This window comes from Streptomyces sp. NBC_01410 (assembly GCF_045040195.1).
Lineage (GTDB): Bacteria > Actinomycetota > Actinomycetes > Streptomycetales > Streptomycetaceae > Streptomyces.
Map to the genome: position 1 here is coordinate 5,021,105 of NZ_CP109530.1, position 15,841 is coordinate 5,036,945.

General features: G+C 68.8%; 19 protein-coding genes. 12 read left to right on the top strand and 7 right to left on the bottom strand.

Translation table 11 applies throughout. From position 1 onward, the window contains the following. Positions 1-10 precede the first annotated feature (10 nt). From OG741_RS23125 to OG741_RS23135, 3 genes are all read left to right on the top strand, one after another. On the top strand, positions 11-1,039 hold the full coding sequence (locus OG741_RS23125) for a cysteine synthase family protein (RefSeq protein WP_405600798.1): 1,029 nt from the start codon (positions 11-13) through the stop codon (positions 1,037-1,039). 4 nt (positions 1,040-1,043) lie between these two features. Further along, positions 1,044-2,450, top strand: coding sequence for an MATE family efflux transporter (locus tag OG741_RS23130; RefSeq protein ID WP_405600800.1), 1,407 nt, complete (start codon positions 1,044-1,046; stop codon positions 2,448-2,450). A gap of 99 nt (positions 2,451-2,549) precedes the next feature. Beyond that, positions 2,550-3,116, top strand: a complete 567-nt coding sequence (locus OG741_RS23135; RefSeq protein ID WP_405600802.1) for a hypothetical protein — start codon at positions 2,550-2,552, stop codon at positions 3,114-3,116. Positions 3,117-3,154: 38 nt separating this feature from the next. Here the strand turns inward: OG741_RS23135 and OG741_RS23140 are convergent, their stop codons facing one another. Then, positions 3,155-3,769 carry a hypothetical protein gene (locus tag OG741_RS23140; RefSeq protein ID WP_405600804.1) on the bottom strand — a complete coding sequence of 205 codons (615 nt, stop codon included), beginning with the start codon at positions 3,767-3,769 and terminating at the stop codon, positions 3,155-3,157. Between the two features lie 293 nt (positions 3,770-4,062). Here OG741_RS23140 and OG741_RS23145 point away from each other — a divergent pair, with 293 nt between their 5' ends. Together OG741_RS23145 and OG741_RS23150 are read left to right on the top strand one after the other, a co-directional pair. Beyond that, a complete protein-coding gene (locus tag OG741_RS23145) occupies positions 4,063-4,638 on the top strand; it encodes a DUF421 domain-containing protein (RefSeq protein WP_405600806.1) in 576 nt (191 codons plus the stop codon). A gap of 117 nt (positions 4,639-4,755) precedes the next feature. Beyond that, on the top strand, positions 4,756-6,369 hold the full coding sequence (locus OG741_RS23150) for an MFS transporter (RefSeq protein ID WP_405600808.1): 1,614 nt from the start codon (positions 4,756-4,758) through the stop codon (positions 6,367-6,369). 28 nt (positions 6,370-6,397) lie between these two features. Here the strand turns inward: OG741_RS23150 and OG741_RS23155 are convergent, their stop codons facing one another. Next, positions 6,398-6,667 (bottom strand): amphi-Trp domain-containing protein, encoded by a 270-nt coding sequence (locus OG741_RS23155; RefSeq protein WP_405600809.1) that lies wholly within the window; start codon positions 6,665-6,667, stop codon positions 6,398-6,400. A 69-nt stretch (positions 6,668-6,736) separates the two neighbouring features. Beyond that, positions 6,737-7,252 (bottom strand): GNAT family N-acetyltransferase, encoded by a 516-nt coding sequence (locus tag OG741_RS23160; protein WP_405600812.1) that lies wholly within the window; start codon positions 7,250-7,252, stop codon positions 6,737-6,739. 97 nt (positions 7,253-7,349) lie between these two features. Between OG741_RS23160 and OG741_RS23165 the strand changes: the two genes are divergently transcribed. The 5 genes from OG741_RS23165 (at position 7,350) to OG741_RS23185 (ending at position 11,109) form a co-directional block, all read left to right on the top strand. Beyond that, complete coding sequence (locus OG741_RS23165; RefSeq protein ID WP_405600814.1) at positions 7,350-7,814, top strand: helix-turn-helix transcriptional regulator; 465 nt, start codon at positions 7,350-7,352, stop codon at positions 7,812-7,814. Further along, complete coding sequence (locus OG741_RS23170; RefSeq protein ID WP_405600816.1) at positions 7,811-8,221, top strand: VOC family protein; 411 nt, start codon at positions 7,811-7,813, stop codon at positions 8,219-8,221. Before OG741_RS23165 ends, OG741_RS23170 begins: the two co-directional genes overlap by 4 nt. Before the next feature lie 161 nt (positions 8,222-8,382). After that, entirely contained in the window at positions 8,383-8,616 is a 234-nt protein-coding gene (locus OG741_RS23175; protein ID WP_405600818.1) for a hypothetical protein, read from the top strand. A 247-nt stretch (positions 8,617-8,863) separates the two neighbouring features. Beyond that, on the top strand, positions 8,864-9,625 hold the full coding sequence (locus tag OG741_RS23180; protein WP_405600821.1) for a DUF2306 domain-containing protein: 762 nt from the start codon (positions 8,864-8,866) through the stop codon (positions 9,623-9,625). Continuing rightward, positions 9,622-11,109 (top strand): glutamyl-tRNA reductase, encoded by a 1,488-nt coding sequence (locus OG741_RS23185; RefSeq protein ID WP_405600824.1) that lies wholly within the window; start codon positions 9,622-9,624, stop codon positions 11,107-11,109. The genes OG741_RS23180 and OG741_RS23185 overlap by 4 nt, the downstream gene beginning before the upstream one ends. Here the strand turns inward: OG741_RS23185 and OG741_RS23190 are convergent. Together OG741_RS23190 and OG741_RS23195 are read right to left on the bottom strand one after the other, a co-directional pair. Continuing rightward, entirely contained in the window at positions 11,052-11,549 is a 498-nt protein-coding gene (locus OG741_RS23190; RefSeq protein WP_405600827.1) for a YbaK/EbsC family protein, read from the bottom strand. The genes OG741_RS23185 and OG741_RS23190 overlap by 58 nt on opposite strands. Next, positions 11,519-12,460, bottom strand: a complete 942-nt coding sequence (locus OG741_RS23195) for a DMT family transporter (protein WP_405605724.1) — start codon at positions 12,458-12,460, stop codon at positions 11,519-11,521. Before OG741_RS23195 ends, OG741_RS23190 begins: the two co-directional genes overlap by 31 nt. Before the next feature lie 65 nt (positions 12,461-12,525). Between OG741_RS23195 and OG741_RS23200 the strand changes: the two genes are divergently transcribed. Beyond that, positions 12,526-13,470, top strand: a complete 945-nt coding sequence (locus tag OG741_RS23200; protein WP_405600829.1) for a LysR family transcriptional regulator — start codon at positions 12,526-12,528, stop codon at positions 13,468-13,470. Between the two features lie 22 nt (positions 13,471-13,492). Here the strand turns inward: OG741_RS23200 and OG741_RS23205 are convergent, their stop codons facing one another. Beyond that, positions 13,493-14,083, bottom strand: coding sequence for a TetR/AcrR family transcriptional regulator (locus OG741_RS23205; RefSeq protein ID WP_405600832.1), 591 nt, complete (start codon positions 14,081-14,083; stop codon positions 13,493-13,495). A gap of 134 nt (positions 14,084-14,217) precedes the next feature. On the opposite strand from OG741_RS23205, the gene OG741_RS23210 reads away from it, so the two are divergent. Continuing rightward, entirely contained in the window at positions 14,218-14,880 is a 663-nt protein-coding gene (locus OG741_RS23210) for an MBL fold metallo-hydrolase (RefSeq protein ID WP_405600835.1), read from the top strand. 131 nt (positions 14,881-15,011) lie between these two features. Here OG741_RS23210 and OG741_RS23215 read toward each other — a convergent pair whose 3' ends face one another. Then, complete coding sequence (locus OG741_RS23215) at positions 15,012-15,776, bottom strand: SDR family NAD(P)-dependent oxidoreductase (RefSeq protein WP_405600837.1); 765 nt, start codon at positions 15,774-15,776, stop codon at positions 15,012-15,014. Positions 15,777-15,841 lie beyond the last annotated feature (65 nt).

The following is a 15,841-nucleotide window of genomic DNA, read 5'->3' on the forward strand; positions in this document are numbered from 1 at the left end:
GGAGCATTCGATGCCCGGAGCACTCCAGCGTCCCGCCGTGGTCTCCCGCGTGTCCGACCTCATCGGCTACACCCCTCTGCTGGAACTCGCCTCCACCGAGACAGGCAGCCGCCTGTTGCTGAAGCTGGAGATGTTCAATCCGACCGGCACGGCGAAGATCCGCATGGCCCGGGCCATGGTCACCGCCGCCGAAGAGGCCGGCGAACTGCGGACCGGCGGCAGAATCATCGAGTCCACCTCGGGCAATACGGGCCTCGGACTGGCGGTCATCGCCGCCGAGCGCGGCTACACGTTCACCGCGGTGGTCGACAACCACGCATGCGTGGACAAGCTGCGCGGCATGAAGGCCCTGGGCACCGAACTCGTCTACGTCGTCGACGACGGCACGGAGGAACTCGCCACTGCCGCCCGCGAGGAACTCGCCGAGGACATGGCCCGCGGCCAGGACAACACCATTTTCACCGAGCAGCACAACAACCCTGCCAACGGCGTCGGTTACTTCCCCGTCGCCCACGAGCTCAACGAAGCCCTCGACGGGGCAATCGACGTTCTCATCGGCGCGGTCGGCACCGGCGGCGCGCTGTGTGGCACCAGCCGCGAACTGAGCAAGCTGATCTCCGGATTCACTGTCATCGGCGTCGAGCCCAAGGGCTCCATAGCATTCGGCGGCCCCGCCCACGACTACTACCAGTCCGGCACCGGCACGCCCGAAGGTGCCGAGATCGGGGCCCTGGTCGACTTCGACCTGATCGACGAAGGCGTCAAGGTCGGCGACGTCGAGGCGTTCGCGACATGCCGGGCCGTAGCCCGGACCGGACTGCTCATCGGCGGCTCTGCCGGCGGCGTCGTCCATGAGGCGCTGACCCGCCTGCAATCCCTTCCTCCAGGCAGCACTATGGTCGCCCTGATCAACGACGGTGGGGAAAAGTACATGGACACCGTCTTCAACGACGACTGGATGCAGGAGCGCAATCTCCTCAACGACGAGGCCGAGCGCGAAATCGACGAGCTCCTCAGCAAACTCCGCAGGAACCGATAACCCCATGCTGACCACCCTCCTCCGCGACAGCCGCGCCCTGGCCACCCTCGCAGTGCCGCTCGTCCTCACCCAACTCGCTCAAGTCGCTCTGACGACCACCGACACGGTGATGATGGGCCTGCTCGGCACCCAGGAACTGGCCGCCGGCGGCCTGGCCATCGTCATCTTCAACCAGCTCCGCACCATGGGCGTCGGCCTCGTCACCGCCGTCGGCAACCAGATCGCCGCGGCTGCGGCACGAGCGGAGAAGGACGCGCAGGAGGGCGCGCAGGAGAAAGGCGATTCGGCGAACGAGGAAGTCCGCCGAATCGTGCGGGCCGGCCTTGCCGTCGCCACCCTCGCCGGCGTCGCAGGGATCATCCTCATGATCCTCATCGGGCAGGCCCTCAGCCTGCTCGGCCAGGACGCCGGCGTCGTCGACCGCACGCAGACCATGCTGATGGCCCTGGCCCCCGGACTGCTGCCCTGCCTGTGGTTCCAGGCCATCCGTCAGTTCACCGTCGGCATGCGCCGGCCCCAGGCTCTGCTGCAGATCACCATCGCGTCCGTCGCCGTCAACGCCGGCCTGAACTGGATACTCATCCACGGCACCTTCGGCATACCCCGGCTCGGCCTGACCGGCATCGGCGTCGCCACCTCCACCGTCTACCTGCTGTCGTTCATCGCCCTCTACCTCTCGGCGAAGAAAGACAGCGAGCTGGCGCCGCTGCTCAGCCTGAACATCGCCAAGACGGACCCCGCCACGGTGAAGCGACTGATCGCACTTGGCGTCCCGATCGCGGCGACGTACGGATCCGAAGCGGGCTTCTTCTCCGTCACCGCGCTGATGGCCGGTTCCTTCGGACCGGACGCGCTCGCCGCCCACACGGCCGTCAACCAGCTCGTCTACATCGTCTTCCAGGTGGCCGTCGGCTTGTCCCACGCCGCATCCATCAACGTCAGCCGTGAACTGGCGCTTGGTCGCACTGATGACGCCCGCCGCATCAAGAACACCGCTCTCGCCTGCGCCGCCGCCGTCATGGCGCTCGTCGGCATCCTGTATCTCACGATTCCCCGGCTGGTCCTGGCCCCCTTCCTCGACTCCGGCTCCGGGCAGGCGTTGACCATCGCCACCCACCTGCTTGTCGTCACCGCGTTCCTCCAGTTCTTCGACTGCGCCCAGAACATCGGGGTCGGACTCCTGCGTGGTCTCGACGACACCAAGAGCGGGTTCCGCATCACCCTCATCGGCTACTGGGCCATCGGACTCCCGGCCGCCTGGCTCCTGGCCTATCCGCTGGCCCTCGACACCCTCGGCATCTGGTTGGGTCTGCTCACCGGACTGGCTGCTACCGCGGTGCTCTTGCTGCGCCGCTACTCCGCCTCCCTCGGCCTCCGGACGGCCGGGCACACCGTGGCGGCCTCCGCATGATCGGTCGCACTGCCAACCGCGGCCGGCTGAGGCCGGCCGGGGGCCATTGCCCGGTACCCTGAGCCGCCCACGTCATAGGCCCGCACGAAGGCAGCTGCCGTGAACGAAGAGCTGGAGCAAGCCCCCGACAACCCGGCCGGGGCAAGTGTGTTGATGGCAGCGCTGGCCTCCTCCGAACAAGCACAGCGCGCCCTCTACACGGCCTGCCATCCCCTCCCCAGCCTCCCGTCGGAAAACGCCCTCCGCCAGGCCGAAGCACTGCGGGCGGCGGCAATGGGACTGCCCCCGGCGGGCTGTGCGGAGGCTGCCGGTATCCCCGAAAGACTCCTTGAGCGATGGCGGGCCGACCTGCCCGCGTTCGACACGGCTATGCGCGCCGCGCAGCATCTGGCCGAGCAGCATCACCTCACCGAGACCAAGATCAATCCGGTCAAGTTGGGCGTGATGCTGCAGGCCATCCGGTACGGCATGGGCGTACGGGATGCCGAAGCCCTCATCGGCTTTCCCCGCTCCGTGTTTCAGCGTCTGCGCCGTGACAATCCGTCAGTCCGTCATCTCGTAACGGCGGCACAGGGCTTCCGGAACAGAGTCGCCGCGTCCAGGGCGGCAGGCCGGAGATCCCACACCTTCACCTACCGTCTCGTACGACGCGACGGCGACGTCTAGGGCGCCAGCTGCACTTCGGCTGGTCGGACTTGAGGCGCTCACTCTCCGAACGCGGCCGCGGTGACTTCCCGTTCCAGTTCCGCGCGGTGGAACTCGTAGGTCCCGATGTCGGAGACCTTGATGAGCAGGCAGAAGCGCTCCACCGACGACAGTTGTCCGGCCACCCGCGCGTACTCGCGCCGCAGGAAGTGGATCGCGGCCAGGTTGGCCACGGGCGTCTGCCCGGCCACCAGGAACACGGGGCAGACGGACTCCACGGGCGTGAACTTCGCGACGAGGGCGTACTCCTGGTTGCCTTTGTCGAAGAGGAACTTCTCCCCACCGACCTCGATGGCCACCGAGTCCGCACGGGTGGCGTCGTAGGGATGCATGACGACGCCGGGCATGTGGGCGGCAAGGTGACCGCCGGTGCGGACGTTGGCGCCCCCGGTGGGTCCGCCTACGCAGAATTCGGTGCGATCTCCGTTGCCGCCACGGAAGTCACCGGACTCCAATGAGACGTGGCAGTCCAACTCAGCGGCAAGCATGGCCAGTTCCAGCACCGCCCGTACATCCCGATGATGCGCTGTGCCGGGCGCGTTGTGCTTGTTGCCCAGCACCATCAGGCAGGTCTGCCCGGGCCGGACGCCGAAGAACGCTGCCCTCTTGTTCACAGCCCGAGCGCGCTTGGCGCGCTCCCTCAATCAGACGAACCCACCGCCGAGCAAGCTCGTCACGAGCCCGATCGCGATGTTCGCGAGCACCGACTGAATCACGCCCCCCTCTCTCCGGCCGGCATCGTTTCACGGCCGGGCGAACGCGTCGAGTGACGGGGAGCGGCCAGGCCGAACCAGGTGAGCACCAGAGGAAGCTCCGCCTGATGGCCGGTCAAGAGGGTTGGGGCAAGCCGCCGATGAGCAAGTGAGCGGACCGACGAGACGCGGGAGACGCGATGTGGCAAGACCTGATGAGTGTGGGCATCTCGTACGGCGAGAAGGCGGTACGCACCGTGCTGGTCTATCTGGTGATCCTGGTGCTGCTCCGGTGGGGCGGGAGACGGGAGCTCGCTCAGCTCAACACCTTTGACCTGGTGGTCATGCTGTTGCTGGCCAACGTGGTGCAGAACGCCATCATCGGACCCGACAATTCCGTGTCCGGAGCCGCCTTCGGCGCTGCCGTGCTGCTCGCGGTGAACGCACTCGTGGTCCGGGCTGCCTCGCTGTCCAGCCGGCTCGGCCGCCTGCTCGAGGGAACGCCTGTCATTCTCGCGCGCGACGGGCAGTGGCTGCCCTCCGAGGTCAGGCGCAGCGGACTGAACCGCGCGGACTTGGATGTCGCGGTCAAACGGCAGGGCGGCGACGATGTCTCCGAGACCACCTCGGTCAGCCTGGAGCCGAGCGGTTCGCTGCTGGTCAGCCTGCGCGAGGGCGACCAGGCGGCCGACAAGAACGACGTCGCCGCTCTGCGAGCCGAGATCGCCGCGTTGCGGCAGGAGCTCCCACACCCCGGGCCCGGATCCGGTTCCGGCGCGGGGACAAGCTGACCTACCCCCTCCCGCACGAAGTACCGCCTCGCTCTCGGCGCGAAAATGTCCGCCAACCGGTTGACCTCCGAGGCGGGCCGAGGTTCCCCCGCCGGGGGCGCTGGGACGATGCGGCCCATGACATCCAACGCGGGCACGGGGAGTTCGACAAAGGCAGGACTCGTCCTGCTGACTCTCGCGGCCGGGCAGTTCCTGATGGCGCTCGACAGCTCCGTCATGAACGTCTCGATCGCGACGGTGGCTGAAGACGTCGGCACAACGGTGACCGGGATCCAGAGTGCGATCACGGCATACACCCTCGTGATGGCGATGTTCATGATCCCCGGCGGCAAGATCGGCGTGATCATCGGCCGTAAGCGCGCATTCATGATCGGCTGCTGCATCTACGGCTGCGGATCCCTGACGACGGCGCTCGCCCCGAACCTGCCTGTCCTCCTGCTCGGCTGGTCGTTCCTCGAAGGCGTCGGGGCGGCGCTCATCCTGCCCGCGATCGTGGCGCTCGTCGCCGGCAACTTCGCCGCGGAACGCCGCCCCGCCGCCTACGGACTCGTCGCGGCCGCAGGAGCCGTGGCGATCGCGGTCGGGCCGATCATCGGGGGTGTCGCAACGACGTACTTCTCCTGGCGCTGGGTCTTCGCCGGTGAGGTCGTGATCGTGCTCGGCATCCTGATGCTCGCCCGCCAGGTCACCGACGCCCCGACCGGCCAACGCCGGCCCCTCGATCTCGTCGGCGCCGCGCTCTCCGCCCTCGGGCTCGGGATCTTCGTCTACGGAGTGCTCCGCTCGGACGAATGGGGCTGGTTCAGGCCCAAGCCCGACGCACCCTCCTGGCTGGGTATTTCGCTGGTCGTGTGGCTGATGCTGGCGGGTCTGCTCCTGATCTGGCTCTTCCTGCGCTGGGAGGCCCGCCTGGTGGAGGAGCGCAAGGAGCCCCTCGTGGATCCGGCGCTCCTGCGGAACAGGCAGCTCACCGGCGGCCTGACCATGTTCTTCTTCCAGTACCTCGTGCAGATGGGCGTGTTCTTCGTCGTACCGCTCTACCTCTCGGTCGCACTCGGCCTGTCCGCGCTCAAGACCGGGGCACGCATCCTGCCGCTCTCGCTGACACTGCTCGCCGCCGCGATCCTGATCCCGCGTCTCCTTCCGAACGTCTCACCGCGACGCGTGGTCCGGCTCGGGATCCTCGCGTTGCTCGCGGGTGCGGTGGTGCTGATGGCCGCGCTCGACGCGGACGCCGGTGCGGAAATCGTCACCATCCCCCTCCTGTTGATCGGGCTCGGCATGGGCGCGCTGGCGTCCCAGCTCGGGTCGGTCACGGTGTCCGCGGTGCCCGACAAGCAGAGCGCGGAGGTCGGCGGCATCCAGAACGCGGTCACCAACCTCGGCGCCTCGATCGGTACGGCACTCGCCGGGTCGATCCTGATCGCCGCGCTGACGGCTTCGTTCCTGACCAGCGTCGAGCAGAACGAGGCGATCCCGGCCGACGTCAAGAGCCGGGCGACCGTCGAACTCCAAAGCGGTGTGCCCTTCCTGTCGGACGCCCAGCTCAAGGACGCCCTCGACGAAGCGGGCACGAGTGAGGAGGTCACCCAGGCGGCGCTCGACGCGAATGAGGCGGCGAGGCTCGACGGTCTGCGGGCCGCTCTCGCCGTCCTCGCTCTGGCCAGCCTGCTCGCGCTGTTCTTCACCCAGCGGATCCCGACCACCCAGCCCGGCTCCGCGGAACCGTAGCCGCACCTGGCGACGTGCGGCGGCGGGTCTACTCCGCGCCTGCCGCCGCCGGTGACGGTGCTGTCCGGGTCTCTGCGGTCGGCCACTTGAACTCGATCTCCAGCTCGATCTCCCCGTTACCGACCTCGACCTCTATCTCACTGCGAAGGTCGTCGGGGATCCGCAGGCTCAGCCGCCCGGGGCCGAGCTCCAGATCGGCATCACCACCGTGCCTCAGTGCCGCCGCGAGCGCCGTGAGCTGATCAGCCGCCTCAAGGCGTGACAGCGAGCGCTTCTGCTCAAACTTGAGGTCCTTCATGGATGTCTCCGATCCGGCAGAAACAGCAGATAACGCCAATTCTGACGCCAGGCACCGGATCCGACATCCTCAAGGCCGGGTGGAAGCCTCGATCCGGTAGAGGAGACTCTGCTGCCCACTCCCGTCGACCCGTGAGCCCGCCCGTACGCCACCGATCTTCTCCACAGCACGCTGGGAACGCAGGTTGTCGGGCCCGACGAGGAAAATGACGCTGCTGACGAACCGGAAGGCATGGTCCAGCATGAGCTTTTTCAGCTCACGGTTGTAGGCGCCGCCCCAGTGCGACCGGGCCAGGAACGACCAGCCGATTTCGACCTCGTCGCGCTCCTCGTCGTATCCGTGGTACCGCGAGGACCCGATGAGACGGCCGTCTTCGTTGTCGATGACGGCCAGCGCCCCTCCGGATTCCAGGGCGTCGCGAAAGAAGCCGCTGAACGCCGTTTCCCGGTATCGCTCGGGGTCGGGATGCTGCTCCCAGACGAGCGGGTCCGCCGCGACGGCATAGAGGTCTGCGTAGTCTTCCGCGCGGAGCGGCTTGAGTTCGACCAATTCGCCCTTGAGGCAAGGCTGAACGTCAAACAGCATCGAGGAACTCCGTCGACTCGGTCGCGCATGACCCCCACCAAGTCGCATCCGTGCAGGTCAGCAGGGCTTTGTCAGAGTGGAACGGTACCCTCGTCCCATGGACGAGCAACACCTTTCCCACCTTGCGCGCCTGCGCCGGGCGCGGGATCTGGTCGACCGGGAGTACGCGCGTCCGCTCGACGTGCCGACGATGGCCCGCCACGCGCTGATGTCGCCGGGGCACTTCTCCCGGGCGTTCCGGGCGGCCTACGGCGAGACGCCGTACAGCTACCTGATGACCAGGCGGGTTGAGCGGGCGATGGCGCTGCTGCGCGGGGGCATGAGTGTGACCGAGGCGTGTATGGCGGTCGGCTGCAGCTCCCTCGGCTCGTTCAGCTCGCGCTTCACCGAGCTCGTGGGGGTGACGCCGAGCGCGTACCGGGCCCGGGAGCACCGCGCCGTAACGGCGATGCCCGCGTGCGTGGCCAAGATGCGCACCCGGCCGACCAGGGAGCAACCGGGCACGATCGCAGAAGCGGCCCGCGCAGCCGCGGCGGGAGGGGACCTAGCCTTGGTTCCATGACCATTTCACTTCAGTACTGCCATATCACCGTCAACGACACGGACGAGTCGCTCGCCTTCTACCGCGACGCTCTCGGCCTTGAGCTGCGCAACGACGTCGCCTCGGGCGGGTTCCACTGGGTCACCCTCGGCAGCGCGTCCCAGCCGGACCTGGAGATCGTGCTCTCCGAGCCGCACGCCGGCCGGTCCCAGGCCGACGGCGACGCTCTGCAGGAGCTGCTGACCAAGGGAGTCCTGCCGATGGTCGTGTTCCGCGCCGACGATCTCGACGCGACCTTCGAGAAGGTGCGGGCCTCCGGTGCCGAGGTGCTCCAGGAGCCCGTCGACCAGCCTTGGGGCCCGCGCGACTGCGCGTTCCGGGACCCCTCGGGCAACATGGTGCGCATCTCGCAGGCGCTCAAAGCGTAGGCACCGCGAGCCATCGGCTTCCGCGCCGGCGAGCCGCTCGGCCGCCCTCGGACGGCAGGCGCCGGAACTCCCTCCCCGGCCGCGGGGAAACGTGGCGGCGTCCCCTCACCCGCTGGTCCGCTCGACATGTGCGCGTCGCCTCCCTGCCACACGCTGTAAGCATGACCAGCGATGCTCAAGAGGTGTTCCACCCCACCCCCGTCGTCGTGCTCGGCGTAGTGCCGAGCGACCCGCCGTACCGCCTGGTGGAGATCAACGGGGAGGTGGCCGGGCCCGCATACACCATGCTGGATGTGATCAGGCTGGCGCACCGGGCGGGGATGACCCATATCGACGTCGACGATCCCGCGGTCGTGCGATGGGTCGGCGGAGGCAAGTACAGGTGGGTCCCCTGAGCGGGCGGGTTTCCGGCGTATCGGGGCCATGACCCCGCTAGCGCCCCGCTTCCGCGACAAGCGACTCCGGACCGCACCAACGGTCCCGGACTCCTGCATCGGCTCGCGTCCCGTCTGTTCGTGCTGTTGACCAGCACGTCGGAGGCGGGCCGGGATCGGTTCTCGCAGACAAGTGAATACTTCTAACATTGCTGCTATGTTAGAGCCATTCACATCGAGGAGCCGCACGAGGAGACCAGGAGTCCCCATGACCACCGTCGCAACCCCCGCACCGCGCAGGCAGCGCCGCAAAACCGGCGGCTCGAAGTGGAGCTGGGCCTGGGTGGCCCTGTCGTCGGTGGCCATCGCCGGCTACTTCGTCGGCCAGTACGCCCAGGGCACCCTGGACTCCCTCGCCCACCAGGAAGTCGGACTGGCAGGCACGTACGCCCCCCGCGCGCTGCCGATCCAGGTGGCCTTCTACGTCCACATCGTCACCGCCGGACTGGCCCTGGCCCTGGGGCCGTTCCAGTTCTCCCGCCGCATCCGCAGCCGCCGCCCGCGCGTCCATCGCTGCACGGGCCGGGTCTACGTCGCCAGCGTCCTGATCGGCTCGGTCTCCGGGTTCGTCATGTCGATGTTCAGCTCCGTGGGCCTGGCGGGCTTCTTCGGCTTCGGCTCGCTGGCGGTGCTGTGGGGTTGGACGACGTGGCGTGCCTACCGCGCCGCCCGGCAGCGAGACTTCCGCAGCCACCAGGCCTGGACGATCCGCAGCTTCGCGCTCACCTACGCGGCAGTCACGCTGCGGTTGTGGTTCGGCGTGCTGATCTTCGCGCAGATCCCGTTCATCCACGGCGCGGACCCGTTCACCACCATCATGCGCGAGGCCTACGCGCCCCTGCCGTTCCTGTGCTGGCTGCCCAACATAGTCATCGCGGAGTTCATGATCCGGCGTCGTGGCCTGCCCTCACTGCGTATGACCAACAGCGTCGCCGCGGCCAGGGGCCAGGTCAGCGGGTCACGAGCATGAGCGTCCTGATGGTCGGCCTCAGCCATCGCACGGCACCGGTGACCCTGCTGGAGCGTGCCGCCCTCACCGGAGATGCCCCGCAGCGGCTGCTGCGCGCTGCCGCTGCGGTGGCTCAGGTGAACGCGGCGGCGCTTGTCGCCACCTGCAACCGGATGGAGCTGTACGCCGACGTGGACAACGTCCGCGCAGGGGTTGCCGAACTGTCCGCGCTGCTGGCCGAGTACACCGGTCTCGACCCGGAAGAGCTGACCCCGTACCTCGGCGTCCGCCACGGGGGCCGCGCGGTGGAGCATCTGTTCTCGCTGGCGTGCGGGCTGGACTCGATGGTGGTCGGCGAGGCGCAGATCCTCGGCCAGCTGCGCAGCGCGCTGTCGCTCGCCCAGGATCAGCACACCGCAGGGGGACACATCGGTGAGCTGTTCCAGCAGGCGCTGCGAGTCGGCAAACGGGCGCACAGCGAGACCGGGATAGCCAGAGCCGGTCAGTCCCTCGTCGCCTTCGGCCTGGAGCAGGTCGCGAAGCGCGTGGGCCCGATCGCGGGAAAGCGCGGGTTGGTGGTGGGCGCCGGCTCGATGAGCTCGCTGGCCGCGGCGACGCTGGCGCGAGCCGGAGTCAGCGAACTTGTCATCGCCAACCGCACCCCCGAGCGCGCGGAGCGGCTGGCAGCGACGCTCGCCGAGTACGGCGCGAGGACCGTGCCGTACGAAGACGTCGCCACCGCGTTGGCCGAGGCCGACGTCGTCATCTCCTGCACGGGGTCGGCCGGAATCGTGCTGAGTGCGGCGGACCTGGCCGGGGCGGTGGCCGGACGATCAGGAGTCGCGGGCCGGAACGACACGAGCAGCAGTCGCGGCGGGCGACCGACGGCACCCGCCCCGCTGGCAGTGCTCGACCTGGCGATGCCGGGTGATGCCGACGCTGCCGCACGCGAGCTCGAAGGCGTGCACCTGGTCGGGCTGGACACGCTGGCCCAGGCCGCCCGGAACGTCGAGGACGCCGCCGGCGCGCTTGATGTCGCGGCAGTACGCCGGATCGTCGCCGAGGAGGTCGACTCCTTCACCGCCGCCCAGCGTGCCGCCGCGGTCACCCAGACCGTCGTCGCCTTGCGCGCCACGGCGTCCGAGATGGCCGACTCCGAGCTGGAACGCCTCTGCGGCCGGCTGCCCGAGCTGGACGCCGCGACCAGGGCCGAGCTGACACAGAGCATGAACAGGCTTGTCCGCAAGGTGCTGCACGCGCCGACCGTGCGGGTCAAGCAATTGGCGGGTGAGCCGGGCAGGGAGTCGTACGCGGAGGCACTGTGCGAGCTGTTCGGTCTGGACCCGTCTGCGGTACGGACGAGCCCGGCGGTGGCGGATCGCCCGCAGAACGCCCCACCCGCGGTCCGGGTGGTGGCCCGGCCGGATCAGCGGGCTCGTGAGCTGCGTCAGTTCGAGCCCGAACTGGTGATGCGCTCGACGCGCGGCTCGGCGAGCCTCGCGTAGTCCGCGCCGGAGATGGCCAGCGAGCGATCAAGGCGGGCGGCGTTGAAGTAGAGGCACGGCCGCGCAATGACGTCCGGGTCTGCGACGACTTCGAGTTCAGGGTCGAAGCTGAAGGGCAGGACGGTGCCGGGGACGGCATGGGCCAGTCGCTCGGCAGTGGCTGCGTCGCAGAATCCGACGTAGCGGGCGGCGAACAGCGTGCGGATGGCGTTGAGGTCCACACGCCGGTCCCCGGGGACGACCGCTAGCACGTAGCGAGTGACCCGCCGGTCGATCTTGACGATGAGGATGAGGCATTTCGCGGCTTCCGACACCGGGTGTCCGCGCAGTGCGCTGACAGTCTCGGTCGTGCCTTCCGGTTCATGGTCAATGAGTTTGTACGCGGTTGCGGTGCTGTGGAGCAGGCTGATCAGACGCTCGTAGGTGCCGTTGTCCGGCATGGGGACTCCTCCTCGTTGGTGGTGCGGTGGGCGCGTTCGATGCTCTGCCCCCAGTACGTTCCGGTGACCATGAGCGCCGCCCCGAGGCCGGCAAGGGTGGTGAACTTTTCGCCGCCGAGGCCGATGCCGGCCGCGGCCGCCCAGACCGGTTCGGTGCCCAGCAGCAGACTGGCCCGGCTGGCGGAGCTGTTCTGCACGGCCCAGGTCTGGGCGAGGAAGGCGAACACGCTGCAGAACAGGGCGAGATAGACGAGCTGGCCCCAGACCGCGGCATCGACCTGAGTGAGCGTCGACATGCCGCTCGCGGCCGGCATGACGAACAGCGCCGAGCCGACAACCGTCTGGACGGCCGTTAGCTGCAACGGCCGCACAGCGCGGCCCTTCGTGAGTCGCCCCACGAGCGCGACGTGCGCTGCGCGCACCACCGCGGCGGCGAGCATCAGCAGGTCGCCGACCCGGGGAGTGTGGAAGCCGCTGCCGGACATGAGCAGTGCGACGGCCAGCAGGCACACGCCCGTGGCCGCGAAGAAGCGCGGGGGCAGCCGGCCGTTGCCTGCCGTGCGGTCCAGCAGTGGGGTGAGCACGATGGTGAGGCTGATGATCAGGCCCGCGTTGGCCGCGCTGGTGTGGGCGACGCCGTAGGTCTCAAGAACCAGGACAGCAGCCTGTGTGATCCCTAGCAATGCCCCGACACGAACCTCATCTCGCGTGCAGCGCCCGTTCCGGCGGCGGGCGGCGACGAGGGCGAGGCAGGCGATCGCGGAGATCGCGTACCGCGCGAACAGCACCATCAGGACCGGCAGGGCATAGGTGGCCGTCTTCGCGGCCAGGTAGCTGGAGCCCCAGACGATGGCGACAAGGAGGAGCACTGCGTCAGTGCGGCGGGCGTGGAACACGCCCCTACGCTGCATTGCCTTCACTCTGAAGCCAAGAACGAGCTTCTTCAACAATCTTGAAGCATCACTACACTGAGAGGGTGAACGAACGGCAGTTGCAGATCTTGCGGGAGCTCGGCGAGCTGGGAAGCGTCACCGCGACCGCCGAGGCGCTGATGATGACGCCTTCGGCAATCTCCCAACAGCTGCGGCTGCTGCAACGCTCGATCCCGGTCCCACTCACCGAACGTGACGGACGGCGGTTGGTGCTCACCGATGCCGGACAAGCCCTGGCCGGTGCGGCGATCGAGGTGGAGACCGCGCTGGCCAGGGCACGGCACACCATCGAGGAATTCGTCGACCAGCCGGACGCTGATGTGTCGGTAGCGGCCTTCCACAGCGCGGCCGCCGCATTCTTCCCACTGCTGCTTGGGCAGGCCGGCCCTGGACGCCCGCAGCTCTCGCTCGCCGACGAGGACGTCGCGCAGGACCAATTCCCGCGACTGACCCGGGACTACGACCTCGTACTCGCCCACCGTCTCGACCATGCGCCACCGTGGCCGGCAACGGTCACCGCCGGCACGCTGCTGCGTGAACCGCTCGACATCGCCCTGCCGGCCGACCACCCCTTGGCCGCCAAACGACGCCTCACCCCGCGAGACGTCGCGGATCAACCCTGGATCACCGTTCACGACGGCTTCCCGCTGATGGCCACCATCGATGCCATCTCGACCGCCGCGAACCGACGGCTCAACATCGTCCATCGCATCAACGAATTCACGGTGGTCGCCGAAGCGGTGGCCGCCGGAGGCGGCCTGGCCCTGATGCCCCGCTGGACCACACGTCCGCACCCCGCACTGATCCTCAGACCTCTCAGCGGCGTGCACACCCGACGCCACATCGACGTGCTTCACCGCCCCGAACGTGCCGCACGGCGAGCCGTACGGCTGGTGCTCACCGAACTGCACCGTGCGGCCGCAACGATCCAGGGCCGAGACGTCAGCGCGGGTTCCGGCGCGAATAAGACACCCGCTGACGAAGCCTGAACCGGCGCGGCGTGTGCCGTGCCTAGAGTCCGAAGAGCGCTGACAGGGTGTCGGCGGCGAGGGCTTCCGGAGGCTCGTTCAGGCCGAACCGCTCGTGGGGCTGCCGGAGGTTGAGCAGCGCGAGACCGTGCAGGGTCGCCCAGATGGACCGGGACATCAGTTCCGCGGACACGGTGGTGGGGATTATCGCCTGCTGCTGAGCTTCGTCGACGGTCCGGAGCAGCACCTCGAAGGACTCGTAGCCCTTCGGTTCCGCGCCCGGCCGGGCGCGGAACATCGTCGCGTACAGGTCGGGGTGGTCGTGCGCGAAACGCACGTACGCCCCTGCCAGGTGGATCAGCCGCTCGCGGACGTCGGGTGTGTCCGATGCCGTGTGTTCGAGGCTCTTGTGCAGTGTCGCGTAGCCCTGATCGGCGACCGCGGCCAGGAGATCGTCCCGGTTGGCGAAGTGACGGTAGGGGGCGGAGGTGCTCACGCCGACGCGGCGGGCGAGTTCGTTGAGGCTGAACTGGTCGTGTCCCCGTTCGGCCAGGATCTCCCTGGCTCCGTCGATCAACGCCTGCCGGAGCGCTCCGTGGTGGTAACTCGTGCGTGCCACCTGCTTGGCTCCCATCTGTCCACGCTATCAACGCGCCCGCCGGATGCGTGGCGGGTATCTGTTTCCGAAATCATGTGAACGCTTCTAACATCCATGCTATGTTAGTGGTGTTCACATCGTCGAACCTTACCAGGACACGTGGAGAAGCCATGACCGTCTACGCCGTCAAGAACGTCGCCTCGTCCGCCTTTCTCGTCACTGACGGCCGCCGGGCCATGATCGTCGACACCGGTGTCGCCGGGCGGGCCCCGGCGATGCTCAAGCAGATCGCCGACGCGGGCCTGCGCCCCGCCGACGTCGGGCTCATCCTGCTCACCCACCACCACGCCGACCACAGCGGTTCGGCGCTGGAACTGCGGGAGGCGACCGGAGCGCCCATCGCCATCCACCGCGACGACGCCGACCAGCTCCGACGCGGCGGGCGGGTCGACCTGCAGCCCACCAGCCTGATGCCTCGGCTCATGAAGGTCATGCTCGCCAAGGCCGAAATCCCGGCCATCGAGCCCGACATCGTCCTCGGCGACGAAGAAGACCTGAGCGGGCACGGAGGAATCGGCCGGTCCTTCGTGACCCCTGGCCACACCTCCGGATCTGTCTGCGTCCTCCTCGCCGACAACACCATCCTGGCCGGCGACGCCCTCTCCGGCGGCATGCTCCGCGCCCGGATGGCGCGCAAGCCGATGTTCGCCACCGACCTGGACGCCGCCGCCCGCAGCATGCGTGCCATCGCCAACCATGCTCCGACCACCGTGTACGTCGGCCATGGCGGCAACCTCACGGCACCCTCCGTCGCACAGCTGAAGACCTGCTGAAACCGCCGCGACCTCAGACACTGTGCGATAGGCCCTGTACGTGGCGGGCAGCGCGGGCGTCCACCCAGCCGGACGTCGGCAGGGTGCAACGCGTACCAGGCCTCGCCCCGGCGACTGGGCGGAGGATGGGCCTACAGCTCGCGGTGGACCTTGGAGTTGGAGGCCTGGGCGCGGGGACGGACCACCAGAAGGTCGATGTTGACGTGCGAGGGGCGGGTGACCGCCCAGGTGATGGTGTCCGCCACGTCGTCGGCGGTGAGCGGCTGGGCCACGCCCGCGTAGACCTTTGCGGCCCTCTCCTCGTCGCCGCGGAAGCGGGTCGTGGCGAACTCCTCGGTCTTGACCATGCCGGGCGCGATCTCGATCACCCGGACCGGGGTGCCGACGATCTCCAGCCGGAGGGTCTCGGCGAGGACATGGGCGCCGTGCTTGGCGGCGACATAGCCGCCGCCGCCCTCGTAGGTCGCGAAGCCCGCGGTGGAGGAGAGGATCACGACGGTGCCGTCGCCGCCGGAGGTGAGGGCCGGGAGCAGCGCCTGGGTGGTGTTGAGGGCGCCGATGACGTTGACCTCGAACATCTGGCGCCAGTCGGCGGGGTCGCCGGTGGCGACGGGGTCCGCGCCGAGTGCGCCGCCCGCGTTGTTGACGAGGACGTCGCAGCGGTCGAGGGACGAGGCGAACTCGTCGACGGCCGGGCGGTCGGTGACATCGAGGGCGTACGCGGTGGCCCGGTGGCCCGCGGCGGCGAGCTCGGCCGCGAGCACTTCGATACGGTCCTTGCGGCGGGCGGTGAGGACGACGTGGTACCCGGCGGCCGCGAGCCCGCGTGCGGTGGCGGCGCCGATGCCGCTGCTGGCTCCGGTGATGACGGCGACGGGGGTCCCAGCGGCGGTCATGTCGTACTCCTCGCGCATGTGATCGATACGGGCCCAGGATAGGCGGCGGGTCCCGCGAGCGACGG